The organism is Mesorhizobium sp. M0626 (assembly GCF_040320665.1).
Taxonomy (GTDB): domain Bacteria; phylum Pseudomonadota; class Alphaproteobacteria; order Rhizobiales; family Rhizobiaceae; genus Mesorhizobium.
On sequence record NZ_JAMYQD010000022.1, the window covers coordinates 40,058 to 55,284 of the forward strand.

Below are 15,227 nucleotides of genomic sequence, written 5' to 3' on the forward strand. Positions count from 1 at the left end.
TCCATTTGTCAATGCTGGCAGTGAATGAGCGATACTTCCCTCGGCCAGCGCCAAGGCCATCAAAGGCCTTGCTTTTCGAGATCATGTACAATCTTGGCCGTGAGCCTCGCGGCCTGTTCCTCGGCGAGCTCTGTACTCAAGGCGGCGAGAATCACATCGGCGCGTGTGTGGCGTGGCGCCTCGCCCTCGTTTTCACCTTCATCGCCATCTTCGGAACTGTCCTCGGGTTCGTCATCACTGTCGCTATCTTCATCGCCTTCCACTCCTTCATCGCCGTCGGCTTCCTCTGCAACGGGGCCCGGAACCGGAATAGTTCGTTTGGCCATCTGCTCAGCCAGTTCTTTGAATTTAGATGTCAGCGTACTGACTTCCTTCGGATCGGCACCTATGAGCTTCTCGGGCGAACCGAGCGTTTGCAGTTGCCTTTTGATCAGAGCCTCGATCCTGGCCTTTTCGGGCTGGTCCAAGGTTGCCGCTTGGGCCTGGTTGGTTAGTATTCGTAGCATTTCGGTCAGGAATCTCATCGCCGATCGTGTCGTCGATGCGCTACGCACAAGCTTGATCACCCGCCTAACGACCTGATCCTTAATGTCTCCTCGAACGAGGCGCCATGCCGCACTGTCCTCGAAACCATCGCGGCGGGCGTTGGGGACGACCTGTGCGTTGGTAACAAATATCTCGCCGACGGCCCACGGTTGGAGGCGCCGTTCCGATCCAGTAGGGGTTAGTTCTCCCGCCAGACTCTCAATGATCTCTGCGTCACCGACCTGAATGTTCTTGATACGAAATCTTATTCCAGCCGCTGTGCTATCGACGATTTCGCCAGGGAAGTTGGATACGCCGACCCAACCGTACCAGCCATGCTCTCGCGAGGTGAATGTCTCGATATTGTGAAGCCTAGAAAAGATGTTCTTTCGGGAGGTGGGATAGGTATTCTTGTATGGTTTAACGATCGGCTTGCGCTCGCGCTTGACCTTTGTCTCGACATGGATCGTTGGCAGCGCGTCACCGAACCCGTTCGCCAAATTTCGTATGCGGTCGGCAAAGTCGAAGTTATCTCCATATTCGACGGGGCATACTTCGCGTAGATATGGCTGAAGCTTGACGAGATCGACAAACTCTTTGCCAAGATTGACCAGCCCAAGCATCTCCACTTCGGTGAAGTGGTCCATCTCGTTGGCGCCGATGACCTTAGTCTTCACCGAGGAACGCATCACCTCCCGTACGTCCACAGGTTCGGCACCCGGAGAAAAATAGCCACGAATGTGGCCGCAGTCGTATTCGACTACCGTCGCAGTCGCCTCTCCCTTAGCCGAGGTGGTAAAACGAAGCGTCGTGCAGTATGCGATACCGGCGAGGCGGCCAATACCGCGAAAGCCGGCATGGAGTGTCGGCGTCTTACGACTAGCACCGAGGGAAACGAGCGTGGTATAGGCGCGGGCAGAAGAAATGCCAGCGCCATTATCTCGCACAGCAAGTGATGGCGTGCGCTGGGAGCCGCTGACGCTAATCAGGACGCGGCCATCCTCCGCCGGGAGATTCCCTGCACGGACAGCATCTTGGATCGCGTCGAAGCCATTCTGTATATATTCGCGGATAGAGTGGAATGGGTCCTCGTACATCCCCGTGGTCAGCGTTTCTAGAAAGAACGAGCCGACCTGGATTGGGTCGGCCGGTACGGCGGGGTGAGCTTTATTTAGCGGCGTCATCGCAGATACATCCCCGTTTGCGGACCCCATGCGACAAAGCCGAGATGTTCGGGCACGGAAATACTCGTCGTGGCGGACAGGTCGGTGACTAAGGCGCTCGCCGGCACCACGAACTCCTCCGCTAGCAAGTCAACGAGTTCAGCAATGCTCATGGTGACATCATTACCGCTCCGCTGCAGCGCCCGCGCCGGCGGCGCATCTTGTTCGAGCAGAAAGAATTCGCCGACAGAAACATTGACCAGTTCTCCCATTTGGAGCGCAATGTCGAGCTTGATTTCGCGCGGGTCTTCATGCGGCAGCGCCAAATACTCACGTCTAAGCGCGCGAAGGCGACTGAGGACCGCATCATAGGCATCGGCTACTTCTTCATCGCCCTGGCTTTGATATAGCGAAGCTGCGATGCCGCGTGTTGCAATCGGTTTCTTTGGTTCTCCAGTTTCCGCGATGTAGGTCTCGGCTAGCGCGCCTATCAACAGATCCGACCGCAGCGGCCGTCCTAGACCCTTATTGCTCAAGACGCGGTCAAGGACCTCCGCCGGCTCGACTGCTCCGGTATTTGCCGCCGACACCAGCTCGCGACCCACCTGAATGCGTTGCGCGCGGTTGAGCGAACCTAGCTGTGGTTCGAGGCGTCGCACTGCTTGGTTTTGCGCCTTCCACCCATCGATACTGAGGTCCACGATCAATTGGTCGAGATCGTCGTCAGGATCAGGCTCGTACGTCATGTCAGCCGATCCAAACTCTGCCGTATAGGCCGCATCACTCTCATCGCCACGTGCACTGCCGCTGTCCTGCGCATTGTCGTCAGGCGCTGGCTCTTCCTCATCAGCCTGCAATGCCGCGGCCAAATCCGACACGTCAAACCGTTGCATCGTCCAGATTGCTGCCAACATCTCGACCGATATGATGTGAACGCTTTTGAGCGAGGGACAGGCCTGCTGCGCTTCATAGACGAGGAGTGGCAGCGCCAGTGTAATCCCAGTTCTGTTGTCTTGGAGCCGGCCCTTATCGTCGCGGACTTTCTTGGGTGAGTAGACCCAATCCTCCTTCCGAGTGTCACGGGTAACAATCACCAAATGTTCCGCTTGGTGTCGGAGACAGTCTTCCAGGATTTCGAACCAGATGATGATGTCCCCATGCGGATTGACTATCTTGCCTTTCGATTTGATCGTGTGGTTTTCTTCCTCAACGCTTGGCGGGGGCGCATCCGCAAAACCGGGCGGGACACGGTGGGCGATTCGCGCCGCAGCTGTTCTCGAGACCTCTTCAATGATGGCGGTAAGCCTCGAAGGCACTCGGCGCTCGTCTATGAACGGGAGCAAGCGGCCCGTGGTTTCATCGATCTTGGGTTCGTGCTGGGCAACGCGTTGGATCAGCGTCAGTGCTTCGCCGAACGCCTCGACGACTTCCTTCTGATAGTTCTCCTTGCTGCTACCGCCGAGCGCGCTATTGTCGATGTATCGCGTCGTCTCTGTGCGGAAACGGGTGAAATCCGTCCGCATGCGTTCAGATAGCGCATAAAGCGGACGCTTATTAGTGCGCTTCGTAATATAGTCCCAGGTTTCCCGCGCTGCCCAAATAGGCACGCCGACTCGGTTGCCATAGCGTTCTAGCGTTCGCAGTAACGTCTCGCTCGCCCGCGAACTCATTTCATAACAATGGATAAGTACATTGGCGTCGAGATATATGCGCCCGTGATCGTCCTGCAAGGCCTCAGAAATAGCGGTGGTGCACTCCTCTAGCGAAGGACTGACCAGTGGGAAGAGCATGCGCGGCGATATCCCAGTTTACGAATGTTGAGTTTTTTTAAATAAACGAGGGCGACGATCGCATTCTTGCAGAGAATACGCTAGGCTGGCTACAAGGCGGGTTGGAGATTCCCATGGCAGGTCGGCGGATTCTATTGTTGGAGCCGGGGTATAAGAATAAATATCCGCCTCTAGGGCTAATGAAGCTCGCGGCCTATCACGGGCCTTATGGGAAGCGCGACGAGGTCCGTTTCTGCAAAGGCATTGACGTGTCTCTGAAAGACACTGCTTGGGATCGCATTTACGTAACAACACTTTTTTCGTTCGAATATAAGAAGATAGCGGCAACGATTGATTTTGCGCTCGAGGTAGCTGGTGGCCGGGCCGACCGGGTTTTTGTCGGCGGTATCGCTGCTTCACTTATGACAGAGCGCTTCCGCAACGAGCCGAGATGGTCGGGTGTCCGCTTCATCAAAGGGTTACTCAGCGAGGCGCCAGCCATCGCGCTCGAACTGGACGAATTTGCCGAAGAACTCTATTCAGACGATCGAACGGGTATCCCGATCGAAGATCTCGTCCCAGACTATTCGATTCTTGACCAGACAGACTACGAATACCCAGTGCGGGACGCGTACTTCGCCTATGCGTCGCGAGGCTGCATCCGCAAATGCCACTTTTGCGGCGTGCCCAAGCTTGAAGGCGCGCAGCGCGATGTGACCTCGCTCTCTGCGATCATAACCGCGATTGCCGATCGCCATGGCGAGAAGCGTGATCTTCTGCTCATGGACAACAATGTCGTCGCCTCGCCGCGATTCAAGCAGCTAGTCGCTGAGATCCGTGACCTGGGCTTTGCTGCTGGCGCGAGGCTTAAACGCCCTGGCGAGCGGGTCGCCTCCCAGCGCCGGGTCGACTTCAATCAGGGCGTCGATGCGCGCATCCTCGCCAAAGACCCAATGTACCTGCGCGAACTCGCGACGATTTGTCTGCGACCGCTGAGAATCGCTTTCGATCATCTCGGCCTCAAGGGCCCGTACGAAAAGGCCGTTCGGATCGCGCACGAGTATGGACTACACGAGCTCTCAAACTACATGCTCTACAACTTCCACGACACACCGGCCGACCTGTTCGAGCGCATGCGCCTCAACGTACTGTTCAACGAGGAACTTGGCGTGCGCATCTGGTCATTTCCGATGCGCTATCAGCCCACTGATCGGCCGGATCGCAATTTCGTCGGCGAAAAGTGGACGCGATATCAGCTGCGCTCAATGCAGATCATTCTCCAAGCAACGCATGGCGTTGTGAGCGGCGAGCCGGAATTTTTTAAGCGCGCTTTTGGCGACACGTTCGATGCGTTCGAGGAAATCCTCGCACGGCCTCACCATTTTATCTTCAACCGCACGTGGTATGAGGATCGTGGCGGGCGCGGCGAGTTCGATGACTACCGGTCCGCCGTTGGTCGCCTGAGTAGTTCACAACGGCACGAGCTGCTCGATCTCGTTTCCTCGAGCGATCCCAGTCATTTCCATGCGCTGGTGGCCGACACGAACGATCCCATAATGCGTGAGGCACTGCGTTTCTACGTGCCGATCAGCAAGCAGGCGGAGGTCGAGATCTGGCAAGCGCAGCGCTCTATCGAGGCGGATAGCTGTTCCATGCCGCTTGAGGATCGTGTTGAGGATGCGGGCTTGGAAGACGACGATATCGGAATCGCGCGTTCAGAAACCGTCTTTGAAGCAGCCTGAGGAACAACAATGTCCAGAAAATCACAGGTCGCTTCTTCTGCCCTCTTCTCCGCGCTTGACCCCGGCGCAACGAAGGTTTCCCAGCCGCCTTCACCATCAATGATCATTGTAGGCAAGGATGTGCTCGAGTTACTTAGTAGTGCAATGTATGTCGACCCGCTGACCATCTATCGCGAGTATGTTCAGAACGCGGCGGATGCGATCGACGATGCCCGCGCCGCGGGCGTGCTTGCCAGAGAAGCTCCTGGTAAAGTTGACATCACAATCGACTCCGGCAAGCGGCTCATCGGTATCAGGGACAATGGCGCGGGTATCCCGATCGCGCAGGCAACAGGGCGGTTGCTAGCGATTGGCGCTAGCACGAAGCGGGGGACGCGGGCGAGGGGTTTTCGAGGAGTAGGAAGGCTGGCGGGGCTGGCGTACGGGCGGAACTTGACATTCAGGACGCGAGCGGCTGGCGACAAGGGGGTGCTCGAGTTGCGCTGGGATTGTCAACGCCTGAAGGCTGCTCTCCGCGACGTCCGTCTGAGCGATGATATCGGCAGCGTCATCCAACGCGTTGTCACCATAAGCCATCTCGATGGTGATGGCTGGCCAACCAGCTTCTTCGAGGTCGAACTCAGCGACGTGATCCGTACAAAGCGCGACGCCTTGCTCAGCCCGAGCATCGTGGCCGACTATCTCAGCCAAATCGCGCCCGTCCCGTTCGATGCCACATTTAGCTGGGGGAGGGAGATCGAGGCGCATCTAGCCCCAGTGAGACTCGGCAATCTAGAAATCAGACTAGAGCCAAACGGCGTGCCGCTGGCTCGACCTATCACAGACGCATTTAAGGTTTCAGACACCCTCACCGACACTCTCGGCGAGCTTGAGCTGCTGACTCTTACCGATCTCGACGGAGGAGTGGCTGGGCTCGGCTGGCTCCTACACCACAGCTACCTCGGTTCGATAACCGTGCGGTCGCAGATCGGCGGCATCCGCGCCCGCGTAGGCAACGTCCAGGTCGGCAGCGAGAACTTACTTGAAGAGATATTTCCGGAAACGCGCTTCAACAGCTGGGCAGTCGGCGAAGTGCACGTCCTTGATCCACGCATTTTGCCCAACGCCCGGCGGGACAACTTTGAGCAGAACGTCCACTACTCAAACCTCACAGCCCAACTCGAGCCACTTGCACGGCAGATTGCGCGACGGGCGCGCGCGGCATCGATCGCCCGCAACAATGTGCGTCGAGCAGAGCTCGCGGCCGCCGCTCTGGCAGATGCGGCCGGGCATCGGGTAACCAAAGGCACCAATCGTGACTACCCCTCAACATCGGAGTTCAGGGTGGATGACGCCCCCACCGTATCCTTCGCCTCGGAAAGAGCTGCGGACGCTACCGCGCAAATAAGTGAAGAAGCAAAATTATCTCTCCCGCAGAAGCAGCTTGTGCGGCGACTACGGTCAGTTGCTCTTCAGAGTGGACTATCGAAGGATGAATTGAAGGATGTCTACGCGCATCTTCGTGATGTTAGTTGACGATTTGGCGCGGATACAACGCCGGTAGCTGACAGGAACGCTGGCAGATCGCTCCCTCCTTCGCCACCACACCCTAAAACAGCGCCTTCTCCACCGCCGGCTCCAGCGTCTCCGCGAACGGCGTCGCCAAATGATGCTGGTCGCGGTAGGCGATCTTGCCGTTGATGAAGACGTGGCAGTCTTGGCGTCGCAGAACTGGCTGGTCATGTCGATGTAGCTGCCGCCGGGCACGGCGCGCACGATGTTGCGCTCCACCGCCGCGTTGGCGTCGTTGGCGGCTTCCGTGCGCTTCTGGTCGCACAGCGACGGCTTTTCGCCGCGCCACAGCGCGCGCGCCACGCAGGTGTCGACATGATCGTCGTTGAACGGCACGTCGCGGATGACGGCAACCTTCAGCCCGGCCTGGCTGAACGCGGTGAGCGTCGCATGCAGGCCGGCGCGCCCGTCGGCCTCCTGGCTTTCGGGCGCCTGCATGCCGGCTGCCATCTTGTCGAGGCTGACCAGCGCGATCTCCGAGATCACCACCAGGTTCGGCCGCGCGGCGATGATCTGCCGGATCGATTGCGCGCGCCATTGATCGCATTCGGTGTAGTTCCGCTTCAGCTTGGTCGCCCATACCGTCACCCGCGAGGCGCGGCAGCCGGATTTGAGCCAGGTGACGACCTTGGTGTCGTTCTTTTCGGCCGCCTCGATCAGCGGCGTCGACCAGTGGTCGGCATGCGAATCGCCGAAAAGCGCAATCGAGCGCCGGGCGTCCTTGTTGCCGAACACGCAGGCCTTCGGCGTCACTGTCTCAAAGGAGAGAATACAGCGGGCCGCGCGCGCCGGGGACGGCTGCGCGGCGCTGACGGCAATGCAGGCAGGCGCTCCACGCGCGGCCACCGCCTCCTTCGCCAAATCTCCGACATCCGGGGTCGGCCCTTGCGTTGCTCCCGTCACACGCATCGGCTATCCAACCGGCAGCCATGCAATTCAAACGGAGCCTCCCATGACCAACACCACCATTTTCAAATTCGGCGCTGTCGAGCATGCCGAGGGCGGCGACTTACCGGGCTGGATCGTTGTCGCGGGCCGGCCGACCATGCAGACCGCCGTGCAGCACACCACCGCCGACGGCAAGGTGCTGTCGGGCACCTGGCGGGCCTCGCCCGGCACTTATCACGCCACCTACACCGACTATGAGTTCGTGCACATGATCGCCGGCCGCATCATCATCACGCCCGATGGCGGCACGCCTGTCGAGGTCGGTCCGGGCGATGCGTTCGTGGTCGAAGCCGATTTCAAGGGCACCTGGCATATTCTCGAGCCGGTAACCAAGCACTTCGTCGTCAAGCTTGCTTGATCGACGTCGCCAGGGTCGCCTGATCGGCTCGTCGTCAGGCTTGCTTGATCGCGTCGTCGGCAGTTCCTGATCGGTGCCGATACACGTCGGCCGGCGCGGTTCATCGCCAGCGTCCCCCTCGCCCAGCAGGGGGAGGGGGACGTAGCGAAGCGAATATCGGTTAAGAGGGCGTCACCTCGTTCGCTTCGAACCGATGCGGATCGAAAAGCTGAGACGATGGCGTTCTGCGGAGCCTGGTCGAGAGAACGCAGGCCAGGACTGCTGCCGGGTCGCCGGCGCGTCAGCCAAGAGCGAGCGGCGCACTTCGAGAGTGCATGCCGCCCGTCCGGCGCCGGGCCGTCAATGCTGTTGTTACGAAACCCCCCAGCCCCGTCTCAACCGCCACGGCCATGGCGTGACCCATGGCTTGCTATACGCATGCAGCACCGCGGTCTGTCAACGCCGCCCGCAATGGCCGCGGGAGGTCCCTTTTGCGCCTCCCGGCCAGCTTTCCAGCCGGCCTCGCGCAAGCCATTCGCCGCTGCAAAATGCGCTTGAAATGGCGGTTTTCCGGGTGTTCCGGCCGCTCCGGAGGGGACCTTTGGCGCGACAGAGGTCGCGATCTAGGCGATTGGATGAATTTGTCTTTCGCGGCTGAAACGTTTCAGGAGCCGGATTGTAGACCTGACTTTTTTTGGGTGTATTTCCCTCACGTCAGTTTTGCACCCCAGCCGGCCCGATCGACCTGCCGGAGGGCAAGCCTCAGGGGCCGGCGTCGGCGCTCTGAGTCTCTCGGACCGACGGGCGCCGGACCATGCCGCTGACGACATAGGCCGCCGCGCCCAGCGCCGTGATCCAGAAGCTCGTCGGCCAGTCGGTCAGGAAGGCGAGCGTCAGGCTGATCCAGGCGATGATCACGGCAAGCGCGATGGACGTCAGCACGCCGGCTCCGACGCCGCTGGTAAGCCTGAGCGCGGTGGCTGCAGGCGCCACCATCAGCGCGAAGACGAGCAGCACGCCGACGATCTGCACCGCCTCGGACGTGGCGACGGCGACCAGCACCATGAACAGGGTCGAGACAAGAGTGAGCGGCACGCCGCGCGCTTCGGCGAGTTCCGGCTGCAGGCTGGCGAACAGCAGCGGCCGCGCGATCAGCAAAAGCGCGACAAGGATCGCCACCGCCAGCACCGCAAGCACGATAACGGTGCGCAGGCTGATGCCCAGCACATTGCCGAACAGCACGTTGGTCGCCTGCGAGGCGAAGGCGGTGTAGAAATGCAGAAACAACAAGCCCAGGCCGAGCGACAGCGTCAAAACGATGCCGATGGCGACGTCGCGATGCGCGCGCTCCCCCAGCAGGCCGATGCCGATGCCGGCGGCGACGGTAAACACGGTGAGGCCGAGAAACGGAGACAGCCCGATCAGGCCGGCGCCCGTGGCGCCGGGAAAGCCGACATGGGAGAGCGCATGACCGGCGAAGGTCTGGCCCCGGAGCACGAGGAAATAGCCGACCGCGCCCGAAACGATGCCGACGATGGTGCAGGCATAGAAGGCGTTGCGCATGAATTCATAGTCAAAGATCGTGGACATGCGCCCCGCTCTCCAGTTCTACATCGTCGGCCATGACGAAGATGCGGCCGGCAACCCGCACCACATTGATATGCGTGCCGTAGAGTTTCGACAGCACCGGACCGCTGATGACCTCGTCGACGGAGCCGATCGCCGCCTTGCGGTTGCCGAGATAGAGCACGCGGTCGACGGCGCGCAGCAGCGGGTTGATCTCGTGCGAGCAGAACAGCACGGCAATGCCGAGCCGCTCGCCGATCTGATGCACCAGGTCGATGATCGCGCGCTGATGGCCTGCATCGAGGCTGATCAGCGGCTCGTCGAGCAAAAGCAGTTGCGGATTGCCGATCAACGATTGAGCGATCAGGATGCGCTGGCGCTCGCCACCGGAAAGCTCGCCCAGCGGCCGCCGCGCAAGGTCGCCGGCGCCCACCTCTTCAAGAGCCTTCCACGCCGCCTCCTTCTCGGCAGCCGATGCGACGGGCCAGCCCCAGCGATGCCCGCCGGCGGCACTCAGCACGAAGTCGAGGCCGCTGACGCCGACATCGCCAAGCGCGCGCCGCGCCTGCGGCATATAGCCGATGTCGGCGTCGCCGCGCGTCGGCGATTTGCCAAGCACCGAAATGGCGCCGCCGGCCGGTTTGATCAGGCCGAGAATGGCGCGCAGCATCGTCGTCTTGCCGGCGCCATTGGCGCCGAGCAGGCCGACAAAGGCGCCTTGCGGTAGAGAAAAGGAGACGTCGGATAAAACCCGGCGTCCCCCATAGGTCAGCGTGACCTTGTCGAATTCGATTGCGTTCATTTAGTCACATTCATTCGCAGTCACATTCATTGTGTGCGGGCGGCGAGCGCCTTCTGGACCGCGTCGATCTGGCCGCCGAACCAGGTCTGGATCGTCTGGCCCGCCGGTTCCGTCTCGGTGACGCCGATGACCGTGACCTTGTTCTGCTTGGCGATGTCGAGCAGCCTTGTCGTTGCCTCGTCGGTCACCTGCGAATTGTAGAACAGGATCTTGGCCGAGCCGTCCTTCAGGCTGTTTTCGAACGCCGCCACCTGCGTGGCGCTCGGCTCCGCATCGTTCATCAAGGCCACCTGGAAATCGTAGTTCAGCATCTTGAGACCGAGCGCTTCCGCCATGTAGCCGAAGACCGGCTCGGTAGCCGTCACCTCGGTGCCGGCATAGGTGTTCTTGACGTCGGTGATTTCCTTGTCAATGGCCTCGAGCGAGGTCTGGAATGCCTTCAGGTTCGTCTCATAATACACGGCATTGGCCGGATCGCGCTTGGCAAGGTCGGCGCTCAGCGCCTTGGCGATGGCCGGCAGCGTCGCCGGGTCGTACCACAGATGCGGATTGTCGCCCGACTTCTTGCCGATCAGGTCGGCGGCGACGATGGTCGTGCGATCCTTGGCTGTCGAGGCGGACAGCAGCTTGTCCATCCACGGATCGTAATCGGCGCCGTTATAGATGACGATCTTTGCATCGGCGATGGTGCGCGCCGTCGACGGGCTGGTCTCGAACAGATGCGGATCGTTATCGGGATTGGCCAGGATGCTGGTGACGGCGACGTTGCTGCCGCCGATCTGGCGGGCAAGGTCGCCATAGAAATTCTCGGCCGCCACGATGGTCAGCTTGTCTTCGGCGCGGGCAGCCGTGCCGGTCAAAAGCGGCACCGCGACGAGCAGCGCGGCGAGAAAGGGAATGCGACGCATCCGTGGTCTCCTTGCAGTCTGAAATGTATGTCGCCGGAGAGGCGGGCTGTGTAACTGTATAACAGTAACAATATAACGTTTGCGTCGAAAACACGGCTGATGTCAATGGGCTTTTCGAGCCGCGCAGTTTTTCACGCGCACAAAAGCGTGAGCGGCCTGCGCCGACCAGGCGGAGCCACTCATGCCTGTCGGCTATATGCGAAAGGGCAGGCGATCGCCGGCACCGCGAGGCCGCCGCGAACACACCGGTCGTGGCGGTATCCTGATGAATTCGCGGCGGGTAAGTTCCTGCTTGTTGCCGTCAGTTTTGCGGACGCCTTCCCTCCCACGCGTGCTGCAACAGGGCGCGGATTGCGGCGCGGTCGAAAGGCCGCGGATTCGAGTATGGGTTCCTGGTCGCAATCTCGGCGGCGCGGTCGAGGTCGGCCTGCTTGAGGCCGAGTTCTTTCAATGTAAGGGGCGCGCCGACCGCCTTGGCGAAATCGTGGAGACCGCTACCGGCGCTGCCGCCAAACAAGTCGGCGACCGGCTTCAACAAGTCGGGCACCGCGACGGCGTTGAAGCCGATCGTGTGCGGCAACATCACCGCATGCGTCTCGGCATGCGGCATGTCGAAAGAGCCGCCCAGCGTGTGACAGATCTTGTGATGCAGCGCCATGCCGACGGCGCCGAGCACCGTACCGCACAGCCAGGCGCCGTAAAGCGCATCGCCGCGTGCATCGATATTTCCAGGCTCCTTGGTCAACACCGGCAGCGCCGCCGTCATGGCGCGCAATCCTTCTTTCGCCATCAGGGTGGAAATCGGATTGCGATCCTGCGCGTAAAGCGCTTCGGCCGCGTGCGCCATGGCGTTGAGTCCTGACGCGACGCTCATCGCTATCGGCAGGCCGACGGTCAGCTCTGAATCGTAGATCACCACTTCCGGCAGGATCCTTGCGTCACGCATTGTGGTTTTTTCGCCGTTCTCGGTCTGACCGAGGATCGGCGTCACCTCCGAGCCGGCATAGGTGGTCGGGATGACGATCTGCGGCAGGTCGGTGCGCCAGGCGATCGCCTTGCCGAGACCGGTGGTCGAGCCGCCGCCAAGCGCGACAACGCAGTCAGCGTTGACCTCGGTCGCCTTGGCCATTGCCGTTTGGGTTACCTCGACCGGCGTGTGCATGGCGGCGCCCGAAAAGGTGCCGGCCGCCAGCGCGCCGAGGGATTTGGCAAGCGCCTCGCCGTCGGCCGCCCGATGCGGCGTCGACAGCACCAGCGCGCGATTGCAGCCGAGTTTTTCGATCCAGGTGCCCACCTCGGACGACGCGCCATTGCCGAAGACAATATGCGCAGGGCTGCCGGAGTAGGTGAACGTCCTTGTCATGCCGATCCGCTCCCTTTGCATATTATCACTGTGACGGAGCCGAAATCGAGCGACCAGCTCTCGCCGCCGGCGACATCGTTTGCGTCGTCACCGTCTCGCAAGCGGGGCCTGATCTCTCCCGCGTACTCGCAAACGTATCGCCTTGACCACAAAAACGTCAAAAAAGTATCAGTGAGGTGGACACACCGTGGTGGCGGCTGCATGAATTGCCGCCTAAGCTTTGATCACTGCAGAGAGCGGCAAACGCGGCCTGCGGGAGATGGCACTGCAACTGGTCGCATGACCGGACCGGCGCCGGGAGGAACTGACATGAATCCGGACTTGGAAGTCGTCCAGATCAGACGCGGCGAGTCGTTCAAAGCCTGGGCCCACGGCTACCCGTTCCACACGGTGCGCTGGCACTTCCACCCCGAATACGAAATCCATCACGTCGTCGCCACCACGGGCCATTATTTCGTCGGTGACTTCATCGGCGAGTTCGAGCCCGGCAATCTCGTGCTCACCGGCCCGAACCTGCCGCACAACTGGGTCAGCGACGTGCCGGCAGGCGCCAGCGTGCCGCTGCGCGGCCGCGTCGTGCAGTTCTCGCAAGAGTTCATTGCCGACGCCACCGCCGCGTTGCCGGAACTTGCCGGTTGTGAAAACATTCTCGAGCTCAGCCGCCGCGGCGCGCTGTTCTCCACCGCTACCGCCAAGCTCGCCGCACCTGTGCTGGCCGAACTGGTCGAAGCGCAAGGCGTTCGCCGCATCGCTTTGTTCATGGAGCTGATCGATATTCTGAGCCGCGCCGCCGATGTGCGGACGCTCACCAGCGCCAGCTATCTGCCAGATCCCTCAGGCTTCATGTCGGCCGGCGTCAACAAGGCGCTTGCCTATATCAACGCCAACCTGACCGAGCCGTTCAGCGAAAGCGATCTGGCGGCGATCGCCGGCCGCAGCCCGAGCGCGTTTTCGCGCAGCTTCCGCCGCCATACCGGCATGGCGCTGGTGCAGTATGTCAACCGGTTGCGCATCAACCTCGCCTGCCAACTGCTGATGAGCGAGGCCGACATGCCGATTACCGAGATCTGCTATGCCGCCGGCTACAACAACATCTCGAATTTCAACCGCCAGTTCCTGACCCAGAAAGGCATGTCGCCTTCGCGCTTCAGGGCCCTGCTGGCGGAAAACATCAGCGCGGAGATTGCCGCCTAACAGGGAGGACCGGGAGGAGCCTAGACATTTACTGAGGTAAGAACGCGGGGTGCGTTGGAGGCGCCCCGTGCTGGAGATCGCCTGTCCCGAAATCCAGCGATATCAAGGGGATGCGCAGCACGGATCGAGTGCTCCGTTGTTCCTCGCAACAGCCGACTACAGTCAAGGCCCGGCGCCATGTGGTGTCCAGGGCTTCATGAAACCATTCCTTGAAACGGAGCTATCAAAATGACCAGATTTGCCTGGAAATCGACGGGAGCCATTGCGCTCACTCTGTCTCTTCTTGGCGGCACCGCTGCCTTTGCCGCCCCGGTTACCGACGCCACGGTCGCCTTCTTGATGCCCGACCAGGCCTCGACGCGCTACGAGCAGCACGACTATCCCGGCTTCGTCGCCGAGATGAAAAAACTATGCCCCGGCTGCAAGGTAATCTACCAGAACGCCGATGCCGACGCCTCGCGCCAGCAGCAGCAGTTCAACTCGGTAATCTCGCAGGGCGCCAAGGCGATCGTGCTTGACCCTGTCGACTCGACCGCCGCCGCCTCGCTGGTCAAGCTGGCGCAGAGCCAGGGCGTCAAGGTCATCGCCTATGATCGCCCGATCCCGACTGCACCTGCCGACTTCTACGTCTCGTTCAACAATGAAGGCATCGGCAAGGCCATTGCCGACTCGCTCGTCGAACACCTCAAGGCGCTGAAGGTCGACCCGGCCAGCGGCGGCCTGCTGCAGATCAACGGATCGCCGACGGACGCGGCCGCGGGGCTGATCAAGAAGGGCATCCATTCCAGCCTCGACAACAGCGGCTACAAGATCCTTGCCGAATACGACACGCCGGAATGGGCGCCGCCGAAGGCGCAGCAATGGGCAAGCGGCCAGATCACCCGCTTCTCCACGCAGATCGTCGGCGTCGTTGCGGCCAATGACGGCACCGGTGGTGGCGCCATCGCCGCTTTCAAGGCCGCCGGTGTCGATCCGGTGCCGCCGGTGACCGGCAATGACGCGACCATCGCCGCCCTGCAGCTGATCATCGCCGGCGACCAGTACAACACCATCTCCAAGCCGAGCGAGATCGTTGCGGCGGCTGCCGCCAACGTCGCCGTCCAGCTTCTGTCGGGCGAGACGCCGAAGGCCGAAATGACTCTCTACGACACTCCTTCGCAGCTGTTCACGCCGGCGGTGGTGACGCAGGAAAACCTAAAGGCCGAGATCATCGACAAGAAGATCAACACCGCCGAAGAGCTTTGCGTCGACCGCTACGCCGAAGGTTGCAAGAAGCTCGGCATTACAAAGTGACAATGCAGGTCGCCCAAAAGTGCGCAGCGGTTTTGGGATAACGACATGCATAAAAGGATGACCTAG

12 protein-coding genes are annotated in these 15,227 nt (G+C 60.9%); 5 read left to right on the forward strand and 7 right to left on the reverse strand.

The genetic code is table 11. The features are described from left to right. Positions 1-59: 59 nt before the first annotated feature. The gene (locus tag NKI37_RS26095) at positions 60-1,709 is read right to left on the reverse strand and encodes an ATP-binding protein (RefSeq protein WP_023828796.1); all 1,650 of its coding nucleotides are present in this window, start codon (positions 1,707-1,709) and stop codon (positions 60-62) included. Next, entirely contained in the window at positions 1,706-3,478 is a 1,773-nt protein-coding gene (locus tag NKI37_RS26100; RefSeq protein WP_023828795.1) for a PIN-like domain-containing protein, read from the reverse strand. Before NKI37_RS26100 ends, NKI37_RS26095 begins: the two co-directional genes overlap by 4 nt. Positions 3,479-3,591: 113 nt before the next feature. Here NKI37_RS26100 and NKI37_RS26105 point away from each other — a divergent pair, with 113 nt between their 5' ends. Beyond that, positions 3,592-5,199: a radical SAM protein gene (locus tag NKI37_RS26105; RefSeq protein ID WP_352788699.1), complete on the forward strand. Its 1,608-nt coding sequence runs from the start codon at positions 3,592-3,594 to the stop codon at positions 5,197-5,199. Between the two features lie 9 nt (positions 5,200-5,208). Further along, positions 5,209-6,714, forward strand: coding sequence for an ATP-binding protein (locus tag NKI37_RS26110; protein ID WP_081730947.1), 1,506 nt, complete (start codon positions 5,209-5,211; stop codon positions 6,712-6,714). On the opposite strand, the gene NKI37_RS26115 is transcribed toward NKI37_RS26110, so the two are convergent. Continuing rightward, on the reverse strand, positions 6,661-7,659 hold the full coding sequence (locus tag NKI37_RS26115) for an SGNH hydrolase domain-containing protein (RefSeq protein ID WP_352794595.1): 999 nt from the start codon (positions 7,657-7,659) through the stop codon (positions 6,661-6,663). The genes NKI37_RS26110 and NKI37_RS26115 overlap by 54 nt on opposite strands. A 43-nt stretch (positions 7,660-7,702) precedes the next feature. Between NKI37_RS26115 and NKI37_RS26120 the strand changes: the two genes are divergently transcribed. Then, complete coding sequence (locus tag NKI37_RS26120; RefSeq protein ID WP_023685453.1) at positions 7,703-8,056, forward strand: cupin domain-containing protein; 354 nt, start codon at positions 7,703-7,705, stop codon at positions 8,054-8,056. A gap of 741 nt (positions 8,057-8,797) precedes the next feature. Here NKI37_RS26120 and NKI37_RS26125 read toward each other — a convergent pair. From NKI37_RS26125 to NKI37_RS26140, 4 genes are all read right to left on the reverse strand, one after another. After that, positions 8,798-9,625, reverse strand: coding sequence for a metal ABC transporter permease (locus tag NKI37_RS26125; RefSeq protein ID WP_023685454.1), 828 nt, complete (start codon positions 9,623-9,625; stop codon positions 8,798-8,800). Beyond that, positions 9,609-10,403 (reverse strand): metal ABC transporter ATP-binding protein, encoded by a 795-nt coding sequence (locus tag NKI37_RS26130; protein ID WP_023828791.1) that lies wholly within the window; start codon positions 10,401-10,403, stop codon positions 9,609-9,611. Before NKI37_RS26130 ends, NKI37_RS26125 begins: the two co-directional genes overlap by 17 nt. A 26-nt stretch (positions 10,404-10,429) precedes the next feature. After that, positions 10,430-11,311 carry a metal ABC transporter solute-binding protein, Zn/Mn family gene (locus NKI37_RS26135; RefSeq protein ID WP_352788694.1) on the reverse strand — a complete coding sequence of 294 codons (882 nt, stop codon included), beginning with the start codon at positions 11,309-11,311 and terminating at the stop codon, positions 10,430-10,432. Positions 11,312-11,612: 301 nt separating this feature from the next. After that, positions 11,613-12,674, reverse strand: a complete 1,062-nt coding sequence (locus tag NKI37_RS26140) for a maleylacetate reductase (protein WP_352788692.1) — start codon at positions 12,672-12,674, stop codon at positions 11,613-11,615. A gap of 309 nt (positions 12,675-12,983) precedes the next feature. Here NKI37_RS26140 and NKI37_RS26145 point away from each other — a divergent pair, with 309 nt between their 5' ends. Both NKI37_RS26145 and NKI37_RS26150 read left to right on the forward strand, forming a co-directional pair. Continuing rightward, positions 12,984-13,868: an AraC family transcriptional regulator gene (locus tag NKI37_RS26145; RefSeq protein WP_023672497.1), complete on the forward strand. Its 885-nt coding sequence runs from the start codon at positions 12,984-12,986 to the stop codon at positions 13,866-13,868. A 228-nt stretch (positions 13,869-14,096) separates the two neighbouring features. Next, positions 14,097-15,161 carry an ABC transporter substrate-binding protein gene (locus NKI37_RS26150; protein ID WP_023672498.1) on the forward strand — a complete coding sequence of 355 codons (1,065 nt, stop codon included), beginning with the start codon at positions 14,097-14,099 and terminating at the stop codon, positions 15,159-15,161. The last annotated feature ends 66 nt before the right edge of the window (positions 15,162-15,227 follow it).

Excerpts from the sequence above, each read along its gene's own strand:
- NKI37_RS26095 (WP_023828796.1), bottom strand. The coding sequence starts at position 1,709 with ATGACGCCGCTAAATAAAGCTCACCCCGCCGTACCGGCCGACCCAATC.
- NKI37_RS26100 (WP_023828795.1), bottom strand. The coding sequence starts at position 3,478 with ATGCTCTTCCCACTGGTCAGTCCTTCGCTAGAGGAGTGCACCACCGCT.
- NKI37_RS26105 (WP_352788699.1), top strand. The coding sequence starts at position 3,592 with ATGGCAGGTCGGCGGATTCTATTGTTGGAGCCGGGGTATAAGAATAAA.
- NKI37_RS26110 (WP_081730947.1), top strand. The coding sequence starts at position 5,209 with ATGTCCAGAAAATCACAGGTCGCTTCTTCTGCCCTCTTCTCCGCGCTT.
- NKI37_RS26115 (WP_352794595.1), bottom strand. The coding sequence starts at position 7,659 with ATGCGTGTGACGGGAGCAACGCAAGGGCCGACCCCGGATGTCGGAGAT.
- NKI37_RS26120 (WP_023685453.1), top strand. The coding sequence starts at position 7,703 with ATGACCAACACCACCATTTTCAAATTCGGCGCTGTCGAGCATGCCGAG.
- NKI37_RS26125 (WP_023685454.1), bottom strand. The coding sequence starts at position 9,625 with ATGTCCACGATCTTTGACTATGAATTCATGCGCAACGCCTTCTATGCC.
- NKI37_RS26130 (WP_023828791.1), bottom strand. The coding sequence starts at position 10,403 with ATGAACGCAATCGAATTCGACAAGGTCACGCTGACCTATGGGGGACGC.
- NKI37_RS26135 (WP_352788694.1), bottom strand. The coding sequence starts at position 11,311 with ATGCGTCGCATTCCCTTTCTCGCCGCGCTGCTCGTCGCGGTGCCGCTT.
- NKI37_RS26140 (WP_352788692.1), bottom strand. The coding sequence starts at position 12,674 with ATGACAAGGACGTTCACCTACTCCGGCAGCCCTGCGCATATTGTCTTC.
- NKI37_RS26145 (WP_023672497.1), top strand. The coding sequence starts at position 12,984 with ATGAATCCGGACTTGGAAGTCGTCCAGATCAGACGCGGCGAGTCGTTC.
- NKI37_RS26150 (WP_023672498.1), top strand. The coding sequence starts at position 14,097 with ATGACCAGATTTGCCTGGAAATCGACGGGAGCCATTGCGCTCACTCTG.